Source organism: Pseudomonas sp. B21-035 (genome assembly GCF_024748945.1).
Taxonomy (GTDB): Bacteria; Pseudomonadota; Gammaproteobacteria; order Pseudomonadales; family Pseudomonadaceae; genus Aquipseudomonas.
In genome coordinates this window covers 3,417,240-3,438,226 of sequence record NZ_CP087179.1, presented here as the reverse complement: position 1 = coordinate 3,438,226, position 20,987 = coordinate 3,417,240, and the positions used below count along the sequence as shown (strand labels likewise).

Sequence of the window (20,987 nt, the reverse complement as noted above, 5' to 3'; positions counted from 1 at the left end):
CGGATGAATATGACAATAAGGAGAGTGTGCATGGAAGTAGGCGCCGGCAGTTCGCGCTTGAGCTACACCCTGTTGAGCTGTGCCCTGGCGCTGTTGTGCAGTGCGCCGTTGCAGGCCGCCACCTCGGTACTGATCTGGCCGATCGATCCGGTGCTGGAGGCCAATCAGAAAGCCGGCGCGCTGTGGCTGGAGAACCGTGGCGATGCGCCGGCCAACCTGCAGGTGCGGGTGTTCGCCTGGCGCCAGGGCGAGTTCGACGACCAGTACCAGGCCCAGCGCGAGATTATCGGCAGCCCGCCAGTGGCCAATATCGCCCCGGGGCAAAAGCAGCTGATTCGCCTGACCCGCACCGGCAGCTCGCCGGTGGGCCAGGAGCAGGCCTACCGGATCATCATCGATGAAATTCCCCCGGCCTTGCCGGCTGCGGCCAGCGCCGACAAGGCCCAGGCGGCGATCCGCTTCCAGATGCGCTATTCGGTGCCGCTGTTCGTCTACGGTGAAGGTTTGTGGGGCAAGCCTGACCCCAGTGGCCAGCGCGGTGACAGTGCGGTGGGCAAGCCGTTGCTGAACTGGCGTCAGGTCTCTGTACAAGGCAAGCCCTATGTGGAAATCCGCAACAGCGGCCCGGTGCATGCGCGCCTGACTGACGTGGTGCTGCAGCAGGGCAGCCAGAGCCGGCCGCTGGTGGAGGGTCTGCTCGGCTACGTGCTACCCGGCGCCAGCATGCGCTGGCCGGCGCCGCAGCCATTGGGCGCCGCTTCAGTGCTCAAGGGCCGGGTCAATGGCCAGGAGCCTGCGCAAACCCTGAGCCAGGGGCAATGAACAACAGCTAGCAGCACTACAGGGGCCAGGGAGGACCCGGTAATGGTCGGATACTGTGTGTGAGCATCTCTTCGGCGCTGCGGGCCTGTGGCCTGACCGTGCTGGGCTGTGGATCGCTGCTGGCTGGCGAACTGCCGCCGCCCCCGGCCAGCCTCGAGGCGGTCGCCGATGCGCCGTTGTTCCTGGAACTGCTGGTCAACCAGATGAGCAGCCCTGAACTGGTGGCGGTGCAGCAGCGCGCCGGGCGCCTGTACATGGCCACCGCCGACCTGCAGGCGGCTGGCATCGAGCTGCCCGGCGAATACGGTGACGAAGTGGCGCTGGACAGCATCCCCGGCCTGCACACCGACTACGACAGCCAGGGCCAGCGCCTGGTGCTGCAGGTGCCACCGGCCTGGTTGCCGACCCAGCGCATCGGCAGCCGCCAGTTGTACCCGGCCAGCGAAGCGCGCAGCAGTTTTGGCGCCTTGCTCAACTATGACCTGTACTTCAACGATACCGACGACGGTGGCCGCTACCTGGCGGCCTGGAACGAGCTGCGCCTGTTCGACAGCTGGGGCACGCTGTCGACCACCGGCCAGTGGCGCCAGTCCTTGGGCGGCAACGACTACGCCGACAGCCAGGAAGGCTTTCGCCGCTACGACACCACCTGGCGCTACACCGACGAGGCGCGCCTGCTGACCCTGGAAGTCGGCGACGTGCTCAGCGGCGCCTTGCCCTGGACCAGTTCGGTGCGCCTGGGCGGCCTGCAACTGTCGCGCGACTTTGCCGTGCGCCCGGACCTGGTCACCTACCCATTGCCGGCCTTTGCCGGGGAAGCGGCGGTGCCGTCCTCGGTGGATCTGTTCATCAACGGCTACAAAAGCTCCAGCGCCGATTTGCAGCCAGGCCCCTACACCCTGACCAACGTGCCGTTCATCAACGGCGCCGGCGAGGCGGTGGTGGTGACCACCGATGCCCTCGGCCGGCAGGTGTCGACCACCTTGCCGTTCTATGTCACCAGCAGCTTGTTGCAAAAAGGCCTGGCGGATTTCTCGCTGGCCGCCGGCAGCCTGCGCCGGGACTACGCGCTTCGCGACTTTGCCTATGGCCCGGGGGGGGCCGCCGCCAGTTTGCGCTACGGCCTGAGCGACAGCTTCACCCTCGAAAGCCACGCCGAGGCGGCCGAGTCCCTGGCCCTTGGCGGGCTGGGCGGCAACTGGCAGGTGGGCAACTGGGGCGTGGTCAATGCGGCGCTGAGCCAGAGCAGCTTCGACAGCCGCAGCGGCCAGCAACTGAGCGTCGGCTACCAGTACAACAGCCAGCGCCTGGGCTTCAATTACCAGCGCCTGCAACGGCGCGGCGACTATGCCGACCTGTCGCTGGTCGACAGCCCCTACACGCGCCTGAGCCAGCGCAGCGAACAGGTGACCATAAGCGTCAACCTCGAACGCTACGGCAGCCTCGGCGCCGGTTACTTCGATGTGCGCGCCGGTGACAACTCGCGCACCCGTTTGCTCAACCTCAGCTGGAGCAAGCCGTTGTGGCGCAACAGCAGCCTGTACCTGTCGGCCAACCGCGAAATCGGCGACAGCCAGTGGGCGGTGCAGGCGCAACTGGTGATTCCGTTCGACCTGCGCGGCACCCTGAGCTTTAGCGTTGAGCGCAACAAGGAGGGCCAGAACCAGCAACGGGTCAACTACAGCCGCGCGGTGCCCAGCGAAGGTGGCTTGGGCTTCAACCTCGGTTACGCCGACGGCGACCGTGAGGCTTACCGTCAGGCCGACGTCACCTGGCGCCTGCAGTCGGTGCAACTGCAGGCCGGTGCCTATGGCAGCAGCGACAGCATGACCCGCTGGGCCGATGCCAGCGGTTCGCTGGTGTGGATGGACGCCGGGCTGTTCGCCGCCAACCGTATCGACGATGCCTTCGTGGTGGTCAGCACCGAGGGTTTTGCCCAAGTGCCGGTACGCTACGAAAACCAGCTGGTCGGGCGCACCGACAAGAACGGCCACCTGCTGGTGCCCTGGAGTAGCGCCTACTACCGCGCCAAGTACGAGATCGACCCCATGGAACTGCCGGCCAACGTCCAGAGCCCGCAGGTCGAGCAGCGGGTGGCGGTGCGCCGGGACAGCGGCTACCTGCTGGAATTCCCGCTGCAACGGGTGGTGGCGGCGAGCATCGTCCTGGTCGATGGCAACCATAAGGAACTGCCGCTGGGCAGCCAGGTGCGCCATGAGCAGAGCGGGGCGCTGGCGGTGGTCGGCTGGGACGGGCTGGTGTACCTGGAAGGGCTGGCCGCGGACAACAGCCTGCAGGTGCAGATCGCCAACGGCGGCAGTTGCCGGGTGCAGTTCAAGCTGGCGCCCGAGCAGGACCAGGTGCCGCTGATCGGCCCGCTGGTGTGCCAATGAAGCGCCTGCTGATGCTCCTGGCCTTGCTCGCCAGCCCCCAGGTGCACGCGTTGTGCTCGGTGATCGATACCGCGCCGGCAAGCTTTGGCAGTGTCAGCTCGACCCTGGTGCGCACCACCGTGCAGTCGGCCTCGACCCTCAATGGCGGGCTGCAATGCACCGGCTCGCTGGTCAGCCTGCTGGCCAGCGACGATCACTTCTACGCCACTTTCACCCCACCGGCCGGCAGTACCGGCCTGCTCGGCCCCACGGGCGATGTGATCGGCTACACCCTGTACGCCAACAACACCACCAACTACCCGATCGCCCGCAGCCTGCCTTACGACTTTGCCCGCAACGGCATCCTCGATGCCTTGGGCCTGCTCAACGGCACCACGCCCAAGTCGGTGCCGCTCTACCTCAAGAGCCTGAGCGGCAGCAACGTCGCCGCCGGCCTTTATCAGGAAGTCCTGACGGTGTACTGGAACATCAGCTACTGCTGGGGCATTGGCGTCGGCAGTATCTGCCTGGGCCGGCAGAACCTCACCGGCACCACCAGCCTGACCGTGAGCCTGACAGTGACCAATGACTGCCAGATCACCAGCCCCAACATCAGCTTCGGTAGCGCGCCGGTGGTCGGCGGCTTCAGCACGGTCAACAGCAACGTCAATGTCTCCTGCACCAAGGGCAGCAACTACACCGTGGGCCTGGACGATGGCCAGAATGTCTCCGCCGGGCGCCGGCGGATGAAGTCGGCGGCCAACAACTATATGGCCTATGACATCTTCAAGAGCGCTGGCAGCGTGCGTTGGGGCAGCGTCACCACGGCCCGGCGGGCCAGCAGCGACGCCGATATCAACCCCGGTGTGGGCACCGGCACCGGCAGCCAGATCTTCAACTACAACGCCAAGGTCTACACCGACCAGGCCACACCGCCCGCCGGCACTTACCTGGACAACGTAATACTCGACGTGCAGTTCTGAGCCCGTGCGCCTTCGCTCAGCCACCAGTAACCCAGGGCCACGGCATTGAGCAGCGCGCCATAGGCACACACCAGCAGCCAGCCGCCCCAGGCATAGGCCAGGGTCGAGGTCAGCGCGCCGAAGGCACTGCCCACCGAGTAGAACAGCATGTAGGCAGCGGTCAGCCGGCTGTGGGTGGCTTCAGGCAGGCGGTAGATCAGGCTCTGGCTGGCGACGTGCACGGCCTGCAGGCCCAGGTCGAAGACCACCACGCCGAGCAGCAGCGCCCACAGCGAATATTCAGTCAGGGCGATGGCCGCCCAGGACGCCAGCATCAATAACAGCGAGCCGCCACTGACCCACTGGCCCAGGCCGCGATCCACCAGCGCCCCGGCCCGCGCCGCCGCCAGTGCGCCCGCCGCGCCCGCCAGGCCGAACAGGCCCACTTCGCTGGTCGACAACGACAGCGGCGGGGCGCTCAGGGGCAACACCAGCGGCGTCCACAGCACCATCGCCGAGGCGAAGCTGAGCAGGGCCAGCACTGAGCGCCGGCGCAGCAGCGGTTCATCGCGCAGCAGCAACGCCAGTGAATGCAGCAGCTCGCGGTAACTGCCCGCCGCCTGCACCGGTTGTTGCCGAGGCAGCACGCGCCAGAGCAGGGCGGCAATCACCAGGGTCAAGTCCGCCGACAGCCAGTAGATCGAGCGCCAGCCGGCGAGGTCAGCCATGGCCCCGGACAAGGTACGCGCCAGCAGGATGCCGATGACGATGCCGCTGGTGATCACCCCCACGACATGACCGCGCTCGCTGGCCGCCGACAGCGTCGCGGCGTAGGCCACCAGCACCTGGGTGACTACCGCCAGCAAGCCGGTCAGGCCCATGCCCAGCAGCAGCCAGGGCGTGCTCGGTGCCCAGGCAATCAGCACCAGGGCCAGGGCCGACAGTAGCGACTGGCCGACGATCAGCCGCCGGCGGTTGAGGCGATCGCCCAACGGCACCAGCAACAACAGGCCCAGGCCATAGCCGACCTGGGTCAGGGTCACCACCAGGCCGACCAGGCCGGGGTCGATGGCAAATTCCCGGGCCATGGCTTCGAGCAAGGGTTGCGCGTAGTAGACATTGCCCACCGCCAGGGCGCAGGCCACGGAGAACAGCAAGATGACGGCGGATGACATTCGGTGTTGGGGCTGCATGGGCTCGATCCTTCTGGTTGCATAATGAAACCAGTTGTACGCTAGAGAAACTGGTTTTATATTGCAACCACTTTCACTGGCGAGATTTCCCATGGTCCAACGTACCCGCCTGCAAGACGCCGAATGCCCGGTGGCGCGTTCCCTCGATGCCATTGGTGACTGGTGGTCGCTGCTGATCGTGCGTGATGCCTTCGATGGCCTGAAGCGCTTCAGTGAGTTCCAGCGCAACCTGGGCATGGCCAAGAACATCCTCAGCACCCGCCTGCGGCAACTGGTCGAGCACCAGATCTTCGAGCTGGTGCCGGTGTCCGAGGGCAGCGCCTACCAGGAATACGTGCTCACCGAGAAAGGCCTGGGCCTGTTCCCGTTGATCGTCGGCTTGCGCCAGTGGGGCGAGGCGTTCTACTTCGCTGAGGGCGAGGCCCATTCGCAACTGGTCGACCGCGAGCACGGCAAACCGGTCAAGGCCCTGCAGTTGCGCGCCGCCGACGGCCGCCTGCTCGGCCCGCACGACTGCGTGCGCCTGCCGGCCCGGGGCTGAGCCTGGCAGCCAGCTACAACCTTCACGGCAGCCACGGGCAAGACGGCCATTGCCAGCGCGCGCAGAGTAGGACCACTGTCATCCTTCTGCTCGAGGTCTTTTGCCATGTCGCTCAACGACACGCTCAGTGCGCACCTGAATCGCGGCACGGTCGGCTTTCCCACCGCCCTTGCCAGTACCATCGGCCTGATCATGGCAAGCCCGGTGATCCTCACCGCGACCATGGGCTTCGGTATCGGCGGCAGTGCCTTCGCCGTGGCCATGCTGATCGCGGTGGTGATGATGCTGGCGCAGGCGACCACCTTTGCCGAGGCGGCGTCGATCCTGCCGACCACCGGCGCGGTGTACGACTACATCAACTGCGGCATGGGGCGCTTTTTCGCCATCACCGGCACGCTCTCGGCCTACCTGATCGTCCACGTCTTTGCCGGCACCGCCGAGACCATGCTGGCCGGGGTCATGGCCCTGGTGAACTTCGAGCACCTCAACACCCTGGCCGAATCGGCCGGTGGTTCGTGGCTGCTGGGTGTCGGCTTCGTGATCATCTTCGCCATCCTCAATGCCTTTGGCGTCAGCGCCTTCGGCAAGGCCGAGATCATCCTTACCTTCGGCATGTGGACCACGCTGATGGTCTTCGGCGTGCTCGGCCTGATGGCCGCGCCGGCGGTGGAGCTGGAGGGCTGGTTCGGCGTGTCGCTGGTCGGCACGGACCTGGTGACCATCCTCTCGCTGGTGGGCATGGCCATGTTCATGTTCGTCGGCTGCGAGTTCGTTACGCCGCTGGCGCCGGATTTGCGCCAGTCGGCGAAAAGCATGCCGCGGGCCATGGCCCTGGGTCTGCTGGGGGTGGCGACGTGCATGTTCATCTATGGCGCGGCGATGAAGCGCCAGGTCGACAACGTGCTGCTCGATGCCGCCAGCGGCGTGCACTTGCTCGACACGCCCATGGCCATCCCGCGCTTTGCCGAACAGGTGATGGGCGATATCGGCCCGCTGTGGCTGGGCATCGGCTTTCTGTTCGCCGGTGCGGCGACCATCAACACGCTGATGGCCGGGGTGCCGCGAATCCTCTACGGCATGGCCGTGGACGGCGCCTTGCCCAAGGTCTTCACCTACCTGCACCCGCGCTTTAAAACGCCGCTGCTGTGCATCCTCGTTGCCGCCCTGATTCCGTGCCTGCATGCCCTGTGGCTGGGCGGCAACACCGACCGCATCATGCACCTGGTGCTGGCGGCGGTGTGCGCCTGGAGCACCGCGTACCTGCTGGTAACGCTGTCGGTGGTGATCCTGCGCATCCGTCGCCCGGACCTGCCACGGGCCTATCGCTCGCCGTGGTTCCCGCTGCCGCAAATCCTCTCGAGCGTCGGTATTGTCCTGGGCATGTGGTTCATCACCCCGCCGGGCATGGACCCGGCCGACATCTACGTGCCCTTTGGCCTGATGCTGGCCGGCACCGCGGTGTATGCGCTGTTCTGGACGCTACTGGTGCAGAAGGTCAACCCGTTCAAGCCGGCTTCGGTGGAAGAGGTGCTGGCGCGCGAATTCGCTCATCAACCGGGGACTGCACATGGCTATTGCCCTGCGCCAACTGTGGCAAAGGCTGTCTGATCGGGCGCCGGCCGGCTATCGGCCGGGGCTGACCCTTGAAAAGCTGCAACGCAACCTTGGCCTGGACAGCTTCGAGGTGCTCGGCCCGGGCCTTGGTCGCTTCAACTGGGCCGGGCAGGCGGTGCAGGTGCGCGAGCGCTGCGAAGCGCAGTTGCTCATGCACCTGGTGCTGAGCGAATTCAGCCTGAGCCTGCCTGCCACAGGGCAGGGCAGCGCCCACCTTGAACTGCACCACAGCGGGTCATTGCGCCGCAGCGGCCTGCGGGTTCAGCTGCGTCAGGGCGAGCCGGCGTTGCAGGCCGAACTGCAACGGCGCCTGCTGGCCGATAGTGCGTTGCTGCAGGCACTGATGCCCCTGGACTTCAAGCGCCTGCGCCTGCACAGAAGCGACGGCCAATGGACCCTGACCCTCGAGCACATCGGCGCCAGCGAGGTGGTCAACCGCCTGCCGGCCTTTCGTCGCTACATTCGCCTGAGCCCCGAACAATGCCAGCACCTGCTGGCCGCGCTGCAAGGCGTGCCGGGGCTGTTGGCCGGGCTCTGAGCCGGCCATCTGGCATCAAACCTGCTTCCACTCTGGCTGCTTCACGCAAGTTGCGCGCACATAGATAACATGTTAACTATTGCCCAACAAAAACAAGATGCCATTGTGGAGGTACCCATGAGTATCCATCACGCCAGCAGCCCTGCGCTGGAACGCTGGAACGCAACGATGCAGAACATCTGCGGGGTGTACGAGACGGAACTGGCGTTCAACCCCTCGCTGTTCATCGGCGAGATTTCCACCTGGTCGCGCGGCGGCCTGGCCCTGGCCAACCTGCGTACCAACGCCGGGCTGATCCGCCGCAAGGGCCTGAACAGCGACCGCGACAACGACCAGCATTGCTTTCTGGTCAGCCAGCGCACCGGCTTCTCGCAGATCACCCAGAACGGCGTCAGCATCCAGCTGGCGCCCGGCGAAATGCTCCTGATGGACGCAGCCGGTGCCTGCGAAATCATGCCCTTCGGCCTGATCGAGCACGCTTCGCTGTCGTTGTCGCGGGCCGAGGTGTGCAAGCAGTTGGGCAGCGACAGCCGCACCTTCGGCAAGATCTCCCAGACCCGCGCCTGCGGGCGCATGCTGCACCTGCTGATGGACCAGCTGTGCAAAGAGCAAAGCGCCGGCGAAGACGAGCAGAGCGAAGGTCAGGCGCTGCACAGCGCCTTCCTGTCGCTGCTCGGTTCGGCCCTTGAAGGCAGCGACGACCTCTGCGCGTTGCCGGCCTCAATACAGGGCGCCAACCTGCGCAGTTATGTGCAAAAAGTCATCGATGACTCCCTCGGCCAGGCCAACCTGACCCCGGTCAACCTCGCCAACCGCCTGAACATTTCCGTGCGCCACCTCTACCGCCTGTTCGAAGAGCAGGGCGACAGCGTCTGCCGCTACATCCAGCGCGCGCGCCTCAAACGCAGCGCCGCCGACCTCGCCAACCCGGTGCTCAAGCGCGAGTCGATTACCACCATTGCCTACAAATGGGGCTTCACCGACTCGGCGCACTTCAGCCGCTCGTTCAAGAAGCAGTTCGAGCAGTCGCCCAAGGACTACCGCGCCAGCAGCCTGGCCTGATCAGCGTTTGATCGTTGCTGGCTTGACCGCAGGATGCGGTCTGTATAGGCTCGTCCGACCTGGCTACCTACCGATAGGTAGGTTGAGCGCCAAGCGCCAGCCAGGTCCCGTTTTTATCTGGAATCAAGCCTATGCACAGTGCAGCCTCCACGCCGACCGCCCGGGTCGGCTTCGCCATTTCCCTGGCCCTGATCGGCGCCCTCGGGCCCTCGGCGGTCGACATGTACCTGGCCAGCATGCCAAGCATCGCCAGCGAGTTCGCCACCTCCTATGCCGGGGTGCAACTGACCCTGACCGTGTTCCTCCTGGCCATGGGCGCCGGGCAGTTGTTGTTCGGGCCGTTGGTCGACACCCTCGGTCGGCGCCGGCCGTTGCTTGCCGGTTTGCTGGTGTTTGTCTTGAGCTCGCTGGCCGCCGCTGCCGCGCCCGACCTCAACAGCCTGCTGCTGGCGCGTTTCATCCAGGGCCTGGGTAGCGCCCTGACCCTGGTGGTGATCATGAGCATGGTCCGCGACGTTGCCGAAGGCGCGCGGGCGGCGCAGATCTTCGCCTTGCTGATGACCATCGAAGGCCTGGCGCCGGTGATCGCCCCGGCATTGGGCGGCTTTGTCGGTGCGCACTTTGGCTGGCGGGCGATCATGCTGGTGCTGGCGGCATTGGGCGTGCTGGTGCTGATCAACTCGGCGCTGATGCTCAAGGAAACCTTGCCCGAGGACAAGCGCATGGCCTGGCAGCCTCGGGAGTTCTTGCGCACTTACGTACGGATCGCCCGTGACCGCCAGTTCCTGCGCCCGGCCCTGGCCTTGTCGGCGGTGTTCTTCTTTCTGTTTGCCTACATCGGCGGGGCCGCTTTCGTTTACCAGCATCACTTCGGGCTGTCGGTCGAGGCGTTCGGCACCCTGTTCGGCGCCACCGGCGTGGCCATTCTGCTCGGCGCCATCACCGCGGGCCGCCTGGTGGCGCGCAAGGGCTTGGTGCGCCTGGCCCGCTGGGGCGCGGCGTGCATGCTGGTCGGCGCCGTGCTGGTGCTGGCCGGTGCGCTGAGTGCGGCGGGGCTGGTGGGTATCGTTGCCGGCATGGCGGTTGCCATGTTCGGCCTGGGCATTGCCGAGGCCACGCTGATGTCGCTGGTGATGTCTTCGCAGAGCACCGCGCTGGGCTCGACTGCTGCGTTGCTCGGTGCCTTCCAGTTGATCATTTCGTCGTTCGCCACGCCATTGTCGGGCATCATGGCGCCTTTGGGCGCGGCGCACTGGGCGTTGTTGCTCGGCCTTTCGGCGCTGTGCGTGGCGCTGCTGGTGCACATCAGCACCCGCCATGCCGAGCCGCAGGTGCACAGCCTGGCTGGGCATTGATCCGTATTTGTTGGGGGAGACACCGCTATGAGAAGCCTGACGCCGTCGGCGGAAAAGATCTGCGCGATTGCCGTCGAGCAGTTTGCCGAGCTGGGTTATGACGCCTCGTCGCTCAACGATATCGCCGCGGCGGCGGGCATGCGCAAGCCGTCGTTGTATGCGCATTTTGCCGGCAAGGACGACCTGTTCCAGGTGGTCTATGCCCGGGCCCTGCACGCCGAGCACGAGTACCTGGAGGCGTGCTTTGCCGAGCAGGTGCCGACCGGCGAGCTGCCGGGGCAACGTTTTGCCGAGCGCTTGAACGCGCGCTACCAGGCCTCGGCGCATTTGCGCTTCATGCTGCGCACGGCGTTCTTCCCGCCCAGTGAACTGCGGCCGGTGATCTGTGCCGGCTTCGAGGCCTACCTGGCGAGGTTGGGCGAGTTGTTTGCCCAGGCGTTGCGCACGTTCGCGCCGGGGCTGGAGGAGGGGCAGCAGCGCTTGTATGGCGATGCCTACCTGGGGATCGTCGACAGTTTGAATGTCGAGTTGATCTATGCGGGGGCGGAGGCGTTCGAGCGGCGGTTGGCGGCGCTTTGGTGGATGTTCGGGATGTCGTTGGCCAGGCTCTAGGGCCTCATCGCGGGTCAAGCCCGCTCCTACAGAGTGGCTCTGTGGGAGCGGGCTTGACCCGCGATGCGTCTAGTCAGACCACCGCAAAGTAATGCTTCACAAAGCTCTCGCTGAGAATCTCCCAGAGCACCGGCGTGCCCTTGGTCACGAACCAGCTGTCACCCACGTTGTAGGTGCGGCTCACACCCGTGGCTTCGTCGGTCAAGCGCACCTGGCCGGTGACTACCACGGCTTGTTCGTTGAACGGGTAGACCATGCGGAACTTGCCGGTGGTGGTGCCAAAGTAGGCGCTGCTGACCGGGTCGGTCGGTGCACCGAAGGTCATTTTGCCGAAGGCGCGTACTTCGCCTTCGAGTATCTCCGAGCCCAGGTCGGCAACGGTGCCCCAGGCGTCGAGTTGGCTGAGCTGGAGGTTCGGGGTGACGGCAGTCAGGGTCATGGCAGTGTTCCTTGAGGGTTGAAAGAGTTGGGGCTTAGCGCCGGCCATTCCAGTAGCCGGACAGCTGGTGCCAGGATTTGCCGGCGGTCAGCAGCACCGAGCGCAGTTGATCCTTGGCCGGAATGGTCGGGCGTGGCACCGAGCTGATCAGGTCATAGCGCGCCGAGCCTTCGCTCATGCCTTCGGCCAGGACCTTGCAGATGATGTGGCTGGGGGTGACGCCAAAACCGGAATAACCTTGCACGTAGAAAGCGTTGCGCCGACCGGGCAGGGTGCCGATCTGCGGGAACAGGTTGGGGCTGCAGGCCATCGGCCCGCCCCAGGCCAGGTCGATTTTCACGTCCTTGAGGTAGGGGAAAATCTTCAGCATCAGGTTGCGGTTCCAGGCCTTGAGATCGCCCGGGATGTGTTCGACCAGCGGCGTGGCGGCACCAAACAGCAGGCGGTTCTCGTTGGTCACCCGGTAGTAATCGATCACCGGGCGGATGTCGCTGTAGGCCCCGCGAATCGGGCTGATGCGCTGGATCAGCTCGTCCGGCAATGGCTCGGTCATCATCTGGAAGGCGTAGGTGTTGATGGTCGAGCGGTGCAGCTCCGGCTCCAGCTTGTTGAGGAAACTGTCGCAAGCCCACAGCAGCTTGCTGGCGGTCACCGAACCGCGCCCGGTGCGCACGCGGATGCGCTCGCCGTACTGCACCTGCAGCGCCGGGCTGTTCTCGAAGATGCGCACGCCGTGTTCGCTGAGCGCCTTGGCTTCACCGAGCAACAGGTTCAGCGAGTGCACATGGCCACCGCCCATGTGCAGCAAGGCGCTGCTGTAGGCGTCGGAGCCGATGATCTGCTTGACCTCGCTGCCACCGAGAAATCGGATCTCATGCTGGGAGTTGACCGACTTGAAGTCCTTTTCCCAGGCGCGCAGGGTTTTTTCCTGGCGGGCGTTGAAGCCCATGTAGCCATAGCCGTGACAGAAGTCGGCGTCGATGGCGTACTTGGCGATGCGGTTCTTGATGATGTCGGCGCCCAAGTCGCTGATCTCGAAGATCTGCCGCAGGCCATCGTCGCCGACGTGCTGCTTGATCTTCTCCAGGTCATGGCCGATGCCGGCCATGATCTGCCCGCCATTGCGCCCGGTGCCACCAAAGCCCAGGTAGCGGGCTTCGAGCACGACGATGTTGGTGATGCCTTTTTCCGCCAGCTCCAGGGCCGTGTTGATCCCGGAAAAGCCGCCGCCGATGATGACCACGTCGGCGTCCACGTCCTGTTCCAGGGTCGGGAAGCTCAGGTTGTATTTTTTGGTGGCGGTGTAGTAGGTCGGCGTTTCGATGTTGATCATGGCGCAGCCTGAAAAGTGAAGTACTGATGGGCTCTATTAAGGCCTTGCCCGGCGCCTGCGTCTTGACCCTGCGTGCCGCCGAGCTTGACTGCCGGTGCCAGGGCTGTGGCAAGGCGTTGATTTTGTTAAAGTGTTAACAAAATAGCCTGATGATTAGCCATCCCATGCCCCAGCCGCGCCCGTCGTTGACCCTGACCTTGTTGCAAGCCCGCGAAGCGGCCATGCGTTTTTTTCGCCCCTCGCTCAACCAGCACGGGCTCACCGAGCAGCAGTGGCGGGTGATCCGTATCCTGCGCCAACAGGGCGAAATGGAGATCTACCGCCTGGCGGAACTGGCCTGCATCCTCAAGCCGAGCATGACCGGGGTGCTGGTACGCATGGAGGCGGCCGGCCTGGTCAGCCGGCGCAAGGCCGAACAGGACCAGCGCCGGGTGCTGGTCAACCTGGCGCAAAAGGGCGAGGAGATTTTTGCCTCGATGAGCCAATGCATGGAGAGCAATTACCGGCGCATTCAGGAGCAGTTCGGCGAGCAGAAGCTGCAGGCGTTGCTGGGCTTGCTGGAGGAGTTGAAGCAGGTGGGGCGGTGACCGCATCGCGGGGCAAGCCCGCTCCTACGGGATGTGCAGGAGCGGGCTTGACCCGCGATGAGGCCAGTACAGTCAATACACAGAAGGCCCAGACGAGCCCACTACCACATCCCCCTTGAACTTACCCGCCAACCCCTGCAAGCCCTTCATCAACACCGTGGTATCGACCCCCACCGCGACGAAGCCTGCGCCCAGCTCCAGGTAGCGCCGTGCCAAGGCTTCATCGGCACTGAGAATCCCCGCCGCCTTGCCGGCCTTCTGAATCTGCACGATCGCCTGTTCAATCGCCGCCTGCACCTCGGGGTGCCCGGGGTTGCCGCGATAGCCCATGGAGGCACTCAAGTCCGCCGGGCCGATGAACACCCCGTCAACGCCCTCGACCGCTGCAATCGCCTCAAGGTTGCGCAGCCCTTCAAGGCTTTCGATCTGCACCAGCAGGCACATCTGCTCATCGGCCTGGTCGAGGTAGCCGGGGATGCTGTTCCAGCGCGAGGCCCGCGCCAGGGCGCTGCCGACACCGCGCATGCCCTTGGGCGGGTAGTGCATGGCGCGCACCAGTTCGCCGGCCTGCCCGGCGCTTTCGACCATCGGCACCAGCAGGGTTTGTGCGCCGATATCCAGCACCTGCTTGATCAGCGCGGTGTCGCCGATCACCGGGCGGATGATCGCCTGGGCCGGGTAGGGGGCGATGGCCTGCAACTGGCCGAGCATGCCGCGCAGGTCGTTGGGCGCGTGTTCGCCGTCGATCAGCAGCCAGTCGAAACCGGCGTTGGCGGCAAGCTCGGCACAGTACGGCTCGGCCAGGCCAAGCCACAGGCCGATTTGCGCCTCGCCGCGTTGCAGGCGTTGTTTGAAGCGGTTGACGGGCATGTCCATGGGCAATTCCTCAAACGAAACGGCAGGCAATCGAACCGAGCATGTCGTAGTCGACATGGAAGGTATCGCCGGGGTTGGCCGCCACCGGGCGGGTGAAGGAGCCACCGAGAATGATCTGCCCGGCTTCAAGGGTGACGTCGTACGGCGCCAGCTTGTTGGCCAGCCAGGCGACGCCCTTGGCCGGGTGGTTGAGCACCGCCGCCGAAACCCCGGACTCTTCGATCACGCCGTTGCGGTAGAGCACCGCCGGCACCTTGCGCAGGTCGATATCGCCCGGACGCACCGCGCGCCCGCCCATGACCACGCCGGCGTTGGCGGCGTTGTCGGAGATGGTGTCGAAGACCTTGCGGGTGGCCTGGGTCTGCGGGTCGATCTGCTGGATGCGCGCATCGATGATCTCCAGCGCCGGGATTACCCATTCAGTGGCGTCGAGTACGTCGAACAGGGTCACGTTCGGGCCCTTGAGCGGCTTGCCGAGGACGAACGCCAGCTCCACCTCGACCCGCGGCACGATAAAGCGCTCGAAGGGGATGTCGCTGCCTTCGTCGAAGAACATGTCATCGAGCAGCGCGCCGTAGTCCGGTTCGGTGATGTTCGACGACACCTGCATGGCCCGTGAGGTCAGGCCGATCTTGTGGCCGACCAGCTTGCGCCCGCCCTCGATTTTTTGTGCGACCCAGGCGCGCTGGATGGCGTAGGCGTCTTCGATGCTGATGCCCGGGTGCTCCAGGGAGAACTGCCGCACCTGTTCGCGGCTGCGTTCGGCGCGCTCGAGCTGGGCGGCGGCGTGCAGGATCTGGCTGTGGTCAAGCATGGCGAAATCTCTTACTGAGGGTTGACGATGGCAGCCTTGGTGCGCAGCACCAGCAAGCCGCCGAGGGTGATGAACAGCGCCAGTACGTACAGGGCCAGGCTGGCGCTCTGGGTGGTGTCGCGCATCCAGCCGATCAGGTACGGGGCGAGGAACGAGGCGATGCTGCCGAACGAGCTGATCAGGGCGATACCGGCGGCCTGGGTGGTGTTCGACAGGAATGCCGGCGGCAGTTGCCAGAACATCGGCAAGGCAGCGCTGGCGCCCATGCCGGCGATGATCAGGCCGCCCAGCACCATCACCGGGTTGCCGGGTGCCAGGCCGGCCACGGCGATGCCGGTGGCCGACATCAGCAGCGGCACGCACAGGTGCCAGCGGCGTTCACGCTGACGGTCGGAGGAACGGCCACAGGCGATCATGAAGAAGCACCCGGCCAGGTACGGCACGGCGCTCAACAGCCCGACGCGGCCATCGCTGCCGATGCCGGCGCCGTGGATCAGGGTCGGCATCCAGAATGCCAGGGTGTTGACCGCCAGCATCACCGCAAAGTACACCGCCACCAGCAGCCAGACCTGGCTGTCACGCAGGATGCCGGCAAACGAGGTGATGGATTTGCGCTGCTCTTCCTGGTTCAGTTTTTCGCGCAGTTGCTGCTTTTCAGTGCCGTTCAGCCAGCTGACACTCTCGAAGCTGTCGGGCAGGCACTTGAGCACCACCAGGCCGAGCAACACCACCGGCGCGCCTTCGATCAGGAACATCCACTGCCAGCCACGCAGGCCGGCGGCGTCGTGGAACAGCTCGAGGATGCCGCCCGACAGCGGCCCGCCGACCACCCCGGCCATGGGCACGGCGATGGCGAACAGCGCGGTGATCTGCCCACGACGGCGGGCCGGGTACCAGCGGTTGAGGTAAACCAGGATGCCGGGGAAGAAGCCGGCTTCAGCGACGCCGAGCAAAAAGCGCAGGACATAGAAGCCCGAGGCCGATTCAACCCAGAGCATGCTGGTCGACAGCGTGCCCCAGACCACCATCAGGGTGGCGATCCAGCGCCGTGGGCCGACGCGGTCCAGGGCCATGTTGCTGGGTACGCCGAACAGCGCGTAGGCAATGAAGAACAGCCCGGCACCAAAGCCGTAGACCGTGTCGCTGAAGTGCAGGTCGCTGCTCATCTGCATCTTGGCAAAACCAATGTTGATGCGGTCCAGGTGAGCGAACAGGTAGCAAATCAGCAGCAGCGGCATCAGCCGCCAGGTGATCTTGCTGTGGGTCGAGTCATGTTGGGCAAGGGCAGCGTGTTGGGCAGTATTGGCTGTGCTCATGATCTTGTACTTTTTGTCAGAGGGCCGTTGGGGAGGGCGGGTGGCTGTGGTTCAGCCCGCCTGGTTTTGCAAAAAGGCGTGAACGTTGTTCTGTTTGAAGTTCAGCTGCGGGTGCAGCTCGATCATCTCGAACGACAGCGCCAGCAGGCGTTGGCTTTGCAGCTCGGCAAAGTGCGCGGTGATCACCGCGAACAGCGCCTCGGCGACCTCGGTGCGGGTTTGCAGATCGCGGCCGTGGCCGACCTTGAGGGTCATGTGGACGAAGGCGTAGTCGTGCTTGCCATCGGCCATGCGCCAGCTGTCCAGGCGCACGCCACGGCTGCGGATGCCGCCCAGGGGGAACACGCCGCTGGCGCCCAGGCTGGCGTGGACCTTGGCGAACAGGCCGGGCAGGTCGGCCTGTTGCTCGATGTTGTCGGTGTACTCAATGATGAAATGCGGCATGAAGATCTCCGTTTGAACGGCGGCAAGCGGCAAGCTACAAGCGGCAAGAACGCGTGCTCTTCGCTTGCAGCTTGTGGCTTGAAGCTTGTGGCTGCTGCCTTCGCGCTACAGCGGGAAGATGGCGTTGATTTGCCCGGTGCCGGAGCTGCCGAACGGCTCGGTCAGGACCTCGACCGGCTTGTTGTAGCCGGCACCGCCAAGCAGGCCCAGGAGCATCGCCGTGTCGTGCATGCCGCCTTCGCCGTAGCAGTGGTTGGCGTAGTCCGGGAGCATCGCGCAGAACTCCTTGAAGCGGCCCTGCTTCCACAGCTCGACCACGCGCAGGTCCATCTGCTTGTCGAATTCGCGGGTCCAGTTGTGGATGTTGGCTTCGGCGTTGCGGTCATCGGAAAAACGGTGCGACAGCGAACCGGAGGCCAGCACCAGCACTTTGCGGTCGCTCTTTTCGATGGCCCGGCGCACCGCGGCGCCGAAGGCGAAGCTGTCTTCCAGGCGGTGCCAGGCGCACCAGGCGGCAATCGACACGACCTTGAACTTGTGCGCGTCGGGCACGTCCATGTGCATGTAGCGCATCGGCACCAGGGTGCCGTATTCAAGCTCAAGGCTTGGGATGTTGTGGGCCAGGGTGCGCACGTCGGCGGCGTTGGCTTCAAGGCCGATCAGCTCGCCCAGTTGCGGGCAGCCGGGGTACTCGAAGTCCATGTTCTTGATGAAGTGCGGCAGCTCGTTGCTGGTGTAGGTGCCCTTGAAGTGTTCGCCACAGTTGATGTGGTAGCCGCTGTTGACCAGCCAGTGGACGTCGAACACCACGGCGGTGTCGGCGCCCAGTTCGCGGGCGCGGCGGCCGATTTCCTTGTGCCCGGCAATCGCCGCCTCGCGGCAGCCATGATGCTTGCCGGGCAGTTCGGACAGGTACATCGAGGGTACGTGGCAGACTTTGGCTGCCAGGACGACTTCGCCCATGATGGAACTCCTGGAAATTGTTGTTCTTGTGTGCGATCGGTTGCGCCCCATCGCGGGTCAAGCCCGCTCCCACAAGGCAGCCTCAAAACCTGTGGGAGCGGGCTTGCCCCGCGATGCTGTCAGACGCCCCAGCGCGGAATATGGTGACTGCCCATCGAGATACACACGTTCTTGATCTCGGCAAACACCTCGAAGCTGTACTGCCCGCCCTCACGGCCGGTGCCTGAACCCTTGACCCCGCCGAACGGCTGGCGCAGGTCGCGCACGTTCTGGCTGTTGATGAACACCATGCCGGCCTCGATGCCGCGGGCCAGACGATGCGCCTTGCCGATGTCCTGCGTCCAGATGTACGAGGCCAGGCCATACTCGGTGTCGTTGGCCAGTCGCAGCGCCTCGGCTTCGTCCTTGAAGGGGATCAAACACACCACCGGGCCGAAGATTTCTTCCTGGGCGATGCGCATGTTGTTGTTCACGTCGGCAAACACCGTCGGCTGAATGAACTGCCCGCGGGCCAGGTGCGCCGGCAGGTTGGCCGGGCGCTCAAGGCCGCCAGCGAGCAGGGTCGCGCCTTCTTCGATGCCGATCTTGATGTAACCGGTGACCTTGTCATAGTGGGCCTGAGTGATCATCGAGCCTACCTGGGTTTGCGGGTCTTGCGGGTCGCCGACGATCAGGCGCTTGGCCCGCGCGGCAAACTCGGCGACGAACTGCGGGTAGACGCTCTGCTGGATGAAGATACGGCTGCCGGCGGTGCAGCGCTCGCCATTGAGCGAGAAGATGGTGAACAGCGCCGCATCCAGGGCGCGCTCAAGGTCGGCGTCTTCAAAAATCAGCACCGGCGACTTGCCGCCCAGCTCCATGGAGTACTTTTTCAGGCCCGCGGTCTGCATGATCTTCTTGCCGGTGGCGGTGCCGCCGGTGAAGGAGATGGCACGCACGTCCGGGTGGCGCACCAGGGCGTCGCCAGCGGTGGCGCCGTAGCCCTGGATGACGTTGAGCACACCGTTGGGGATGCCGGCTTCCACCACCAGGCGCCCCAGTTCGTTGGCGGTCAGCGGCGACAGTTCGCTCATCTTCAGCACTGCGGTGTTGCCCAGGGCCAGGCACGGCGCGGTCTTCCAGGTGGCGGTCATGAATGGCACGTTCCACGGCGACACCAGCCCGCACACGCCCACCGGCTGGTACAGGGTGTAGTTGAGCATCTGGTCGTCGACCGGGTAGGTATGGCCGTCCATGCGTGTGCAGACTTCGGCGAAAAAGTCGAAGTTATGCGAGGCCCGCGGGATCAGCACGTTCTTGGTCTGGTGGATCGGCAAACCGGTGTCGAGGGTTTCAAGCTCAGCCAGGTGCGGCACGTTCTGCTCGATCAGCTCGCCGAGCTTGCGCATCAGCCGCGCGCGCTCCTTGGCCGGGGTGTTGGCCCATTTCGGGAACGCCTCTTTCGCTGCCGCTACCGCCTGGGCCACTTCTTCGGCGCCGCCGCTGGCGACTTCGCCAATGGCCTCGCCGGTGGCCGGGTTGTAGTTGACGAACACGTCTTTGCTTTCGACCTCACGGCCGTTGATCCAGTGTTTGATCATGCTGCTCATGCCTCTTGGCGGTTGAGGGCGAAGAACTCGGCTTCGCTGACAATACGGTTGACCAGGCGCCCGACGCCTTCGACTTCGACCACCACTTCATCGCCCGGCACCACGTCGGCCAGGCCTTCGGGGGTGCCGGTGGCGATCATGTCGCCCGGCTGCAGGGTCATGAAGCTGGACAGGTATTCGATCAGGTAGGGGATGTCGAAAATCATGTCCTTGGTGCTGCCTTGCTGCTTGAGCTCACCGTTGATCCAGGTGCGCAAGGTCAGGTTGGAAGCATCCGGCACATCGGCGACATCGACGATCCACGGCCCGACCGGGGTGGTGGCGTCGCGGTTCTTCACCCGCAGGTTGGGCCGGTAGTAGTTCTCCAGGTAATCGCGAATCGCGTAGTCGTTGCACACCGTGTAGCCGGCCAGGTACTCCAGCGCATCCTCGCGCTTGACGTTGCGCGCAGGCTTGCCGATCACTGCCACCAGCTCGCACTCATAGTGCATGTAGGCGACGTTGTCCGGGCGCCAGCTGACCTGGTTGTGGCCGGTGTAGGTACCCACCGACTTGACGAACGCCAGCGGTTCGGTGGGCGGTGTGAAGGCAAGCTCGGCGGCGTGGTCGGCGTAGTTCAGGCCCAGGGCGAACATATTGCCGGTGGCCGGTGGCAGCCACTCGACCTGCTGCTCGGCGAGCAAGCGGCCATCGGCCAGGCGCACGGCGTTGTCGGCCTCGACGGTGACGGCGTGGACTTCGCCCTGGTAACGGATACGTGCGTGTTTCATCAGCGCTTCTCCTGCGCGGCAACGATGCTGTTGGTCAGGCGCCCGAGGCCGCTGATCTCGACTTCAACCTGGTCCCCGGGCAATACATCGACGCGGCCTTCGGGAGTGCCGGTAATCAGCACATCGCCTTCGTGCAGGGTCATGAATTCGCTGATCTCGGCGATCAGCTGGGCGACGCTGCGAACCATGTTGGCGGTGCTGTTGTGCTGGCGCAGGGCGCCGTTGACGAACAGCTTGATGCTCAGTTGCTGCGGGTCGGCGACCTGCGCGGCCGGCACCAGTTCAGGGCCCAGGGCGCAGAAACCGTCGCGGCACTTGGCCTTGACCGCCGGGCGGTAGTAGCTGTCTTCGGGCAGGCTGAATTCGTTGACGATGGTGTAGCCGGCGACATGGCTGAGGGCCTCGTCGACGCTGACCCGGGTGGCACGCTTGCCGATCACCACACCCAGGGCCGGGCCCGGTTGCAGGTGCTCGATGCCTTGCGGGTAGACCACCGGCTGGCCATGGCCATTGCGGGTGTTGGGGGTCTTGATGAACAGCACCGGCTTGACCGGTGGCTTTTGATAGGGCGGCTGTTCGAATTCGGCGAGACGCTGGTCAAGCAGGCCCTGGTAGTTCAGCGCAACGCCGAACAAGGTACCGCTGGCAGCATCGTGCAAGGCACGGCTCATGGAGTTCTCCTGGCTGGGGCAGGGGCAGGGTCCCTGCTCGAATAATTGTTAATGTGTTAACGTTATAATTAAGATGTTAACGAAATGCAAGCGGCTTGCAGCAGGAGTAAGCTG

The 20,987-nt window shown here is 64.9% G+C and carries 21 protein-coding genes; 10 read left to right on the top strand and 11 right to left on the bottom strand.

All coding sequences use genetic code 11. The annotated features are described in order from the left end of the window. Window positions 1–30: 30 nt before the first annotated feature. The 3 genes from LOY22_RS15580 (at window position 31) to LOY22_RS15570 (ending at window position 4,177) form a co-directional block, all read left to right on the top strand. Complete coding sequence (locus tag LOY22_RS15580) at window positions 31–822, top strand: molecular chaperone (protein ID WP_258593838.1); 792 nt, start codon at window positions 31–33, stop codon at window positions 820–822. Between the two features lie 65 nt (window positions 823–887). Then, complete coding sequence (locus LOY22_RS15575) at window positions 888–3,215, top strand: fimbria/pilus outer membrane usher protein (protein ID WP_258597808.1); 2,328 nt, start codon at window positions 888–890, stop codon at window positions 3,213–3,215. Beyond that, window positions 3,212–4,177, top strand: a complete 966-nt coding sequence (locus tag LOY22_RS15570) for a spore coat U domain-containing protein (RefSeq protein ID WP_258593836.1) — start codon at window positions 3,212–3,214, stop codon at window positions 4,175–4,177. The genes LOY22_RS15575 and LOY22_RS15570 overlap by 4 nt, the downstream gene beginning before the upstream one ends. On the opposite strand, the gene LOY22_RS15565 is transcribed toward LOY22_RS15570, so the two are convergent. Continuing rightward, the gene (locus tag LOY22_RS15565) at window positions 4,141–5,349 is read right to left on the bottom strand and encodes an MFS transporter (RefSeq protein WP_258593834.1); all 1,209 of its coding nucleotides are present in this window, start codon (window positions 5,347–5,349) and stop codon (window positions 4,141–4,143) included. The genes LOY22_RS15570 and LOY22_RS15565 overlap by 37 nt on opposite strands. Before the next feature lie 91 nt (window positions 5,350–5,440). On the opposite strand from LOY22_RS15565, the gene LOY22_RS15560 reads away from it, so the two are divergent. The 6 genes from LOY22_RS15560 (at window position 5,441) to LOY22_RS15535 (ending at window position 11,071) form a co-directional block, all read left to right on the top strand. Then, the gene (locus tag LOY22_RS15560; protein ID WP_213604068.1) at window positions 5,441–5,890 is read left to right on the top strand and encodes a helix-turn-helix domain-containing protein; all 450 of its coding nucleotides are present in this window, start codon (window positions 5,441–5,443) and stop codon (window positions 5,888–5,890) included. A 105-nt stretch (window positions 5,891–5,995) separates the two neighbouring features. Beyond that, a complete protein-coding gene (locus LOY22_RS15555) occupies window positions 5,996–7,498 on the top strand; it encodes an APC family permease (RefSeq protein WP_045194052.1) in 1,503 nt (500 codons plus the stop codon). Further along, entirely contained in the window at window positions 7,458–8,042 is a 585-nt protein-coding gene (locus tag LOY22_RS15550; RefSeq protein ID WP_258593831.1) for a DUF3156 family protein, read from the top strand. Before LOY22_RS15555 ends, LOY22_RS15550 begins: the two co-directional genes overlap by 41 nt. Before the next feature lie 117 nt (window positions 8,043–8,159). Then, complete coding sequence (gene feaR / locus LOY22_RS15545) at window positions 8,160–9,104, top strand: transcriptional regulator FeaR (RefSeq protein ID WP_093381675.1); 945 nt, start codon at window positions 8,160–8,162, stop codon at window positions 9,102–9,104. 131 nt (window positions 9,105–9,235) lie between these two features. Then, on the top strand, window positions 9,236–10,459 hold the full coding sequence (locus LOY22_RS15540; RefSeq protein ID WP_045194049.1) for a multidrug effflux MFS transporter: 1,224 nt from the start codon (window positions 9,236–9,238) through the stop codon (window positions 10,457–10,459). Between the two features lie 27 nt (window positions 10,460–10,486). Further along, a complete protein-coding gene (locus LOY22_RS15535) occupies window positions 10,487–11,071 on the top strand; it encodes a TetR/AcrR family transcriptional regulator (protein ID WP_213604075.1) in 585 nt (194 codons plus the stop codon). A gap of 73 nt (window positions 11,072–11,144) precedes the next feature. Here LOY22_RS15535 and LOY22_RS15530 read toward each other — a convergent pair whose 3' ends face one another. Then, window positions 11,145–11,510 carry a cupin domain-containing protein gene (locus LOY22_RS15530; RefSeq protein ID WP_045194047.1) on the bottom strand — a complete coding sequence of 122 codons (366 nt, stop codon included), beginning with the start codon at window positions 11,508–11,510 and terminating at the stop codon, window positions 11,145–11,147. A gap of 34 nt (window positions 11,511–11,544) precedes the next feature. Then, window positions 11,545–12,843, bottom strand: coding sequence for an FAD-binding oxidoreductase (locus LOY22_RS15525; RefSeq protein ID WP_093381685.1), 1,299 nt, complete (start codon window positions 12,841–12,843; stop codon window positions 11,545–11,547). A gap of 164 nt (window positions 12,844–13,007) precedes the next feature. Between LOY22_RS15525 and hpaR the strand changes: the two genes are divergently transcribed. Then, entirely contained in the window at window positions 13,008–13,430 is a 423-nt protein-coding gene (gene hpaR / locus LOY22_RS15520) for a homoprotocatechuate degradation operon regulator HpaR (protein ID WP_093381688.1), read from the top strand. A gap of 72 nt (window positions 13,431–13,502) precedes the next feature. On the opposite strand, the gene hpaI is transcribed toward hpaR, so the two are convergent. The 8 genes from hpaI to LOY22_RS15480 form a co-directional block, all read right to left on the bottom strand. Continuing rightward, window positions 13,503–14,306, bottom strand: a complete 804-nt coding sequence (gene hpaI, locus LOY22_RS15515; RefSeq protein WP_258593826.1) for a 4-hydroxy-2-oxoheptanedioate aldolase — start codon at window positions 14,304–14,306, stop codon at window positions 13,503–13,505. Window positions 14,307–14,316: 10 nt separating this feature from the next. Next, window positions 14,317–15,120: a 2-oxo-hept-4-ene-1,7-dioate hydratase gene (hpaH, locus tag LOY22_RS15510; protein ID WP_093381696.1), complete on the bottom strand. Its 804-nt coding sequence runs from the start codon at window positions 15,118–15,120 to the stop codon at window positions 14,317–14,319. 11 nt (window positions 15,121–15,131) lie between these two features. Further along, the gene (locus tag LOY22_RS15505) at window positions 15,132–16,436 is read right to left on the bottom strand and encodes an MFS transporter (protein WP_258593823.1); all 1,305 of its coding nucleotides are present in this window, start codon (window positions 16,434–16,436) and stop codon (window positions 15,132–15,134) included. A gap of 51 nt (window positions 16,437–16,487) precedes the next feature. Then, a complete protein-coding gene (locus tag LOY22_RS15500; protein ID WP_045194041.1) occupies window positions 16,488–16,880 on the bottom strand; it encodes a 5-carboxymethyl-2-hydroxymuconate Delta-isomerase in 393 nt (130 codons plus the stop codon). 105 nt (window positions 16,881–16,985) lie between these two features. Beyond that, window positions 16,986–17,843, bottom strand: a complete 858-nt coding sequence (hpaD, locus tag LOY22_RS15495) for a 3,4-dihydroxyphenylacetate 2,3-dioxygenase (protein ID WP_258593821.1) — start codon at window positions 17,841–17,843, stop codon at window positions 16,986–16,988. A gap of 119 nt (window positions 17,844–17,962) precedes the next feature. Continuing rightward, a complete protein-coding gene (gene hpaE, locus LOY22_RS15490; RefSeq protein ID WP_258593819.1) occupies window positions 17,963–19,423 on the bottom strand; it encodes a 5-carboxymethyl-2-hydroxymuconate semialdehyde dehydrogenase in 1,461 nt (486 codons plus the stop codon). 5 nt (window positions 19,424–19,428) lie between these two features. Beyond that, window positions 19,429–20,202, bottom strand: coding sequence for a fumarylacetoacetate hydrolase family protein (locus LOY22_RS15485; protein WP_045194039.1), 774 nt, complete (start codon window positions 20,200–20,202; stop codon window positions 19,429–19,431). Beyond that, window positions 20,202–20,873 carry a fumarylacetoacetate hydrolase family protein gene (locus LOY22_RS15480; protein ID WP_045194038.1) on the bottom strand — a complete coding sequence of 224 codons (672 nt, stop codon included), beginning with the start codon at window positions 20,871–20,873 and terminating at the stop codon, window positions 20,202–20,204. The genes LOY22_RS15485 and LOY22_RS15480 overlap by 1 nt, the downstream gene beginning before the upstream one ends. Window positions 20,874–20,987: the final 114 nt, after the last annotated feature.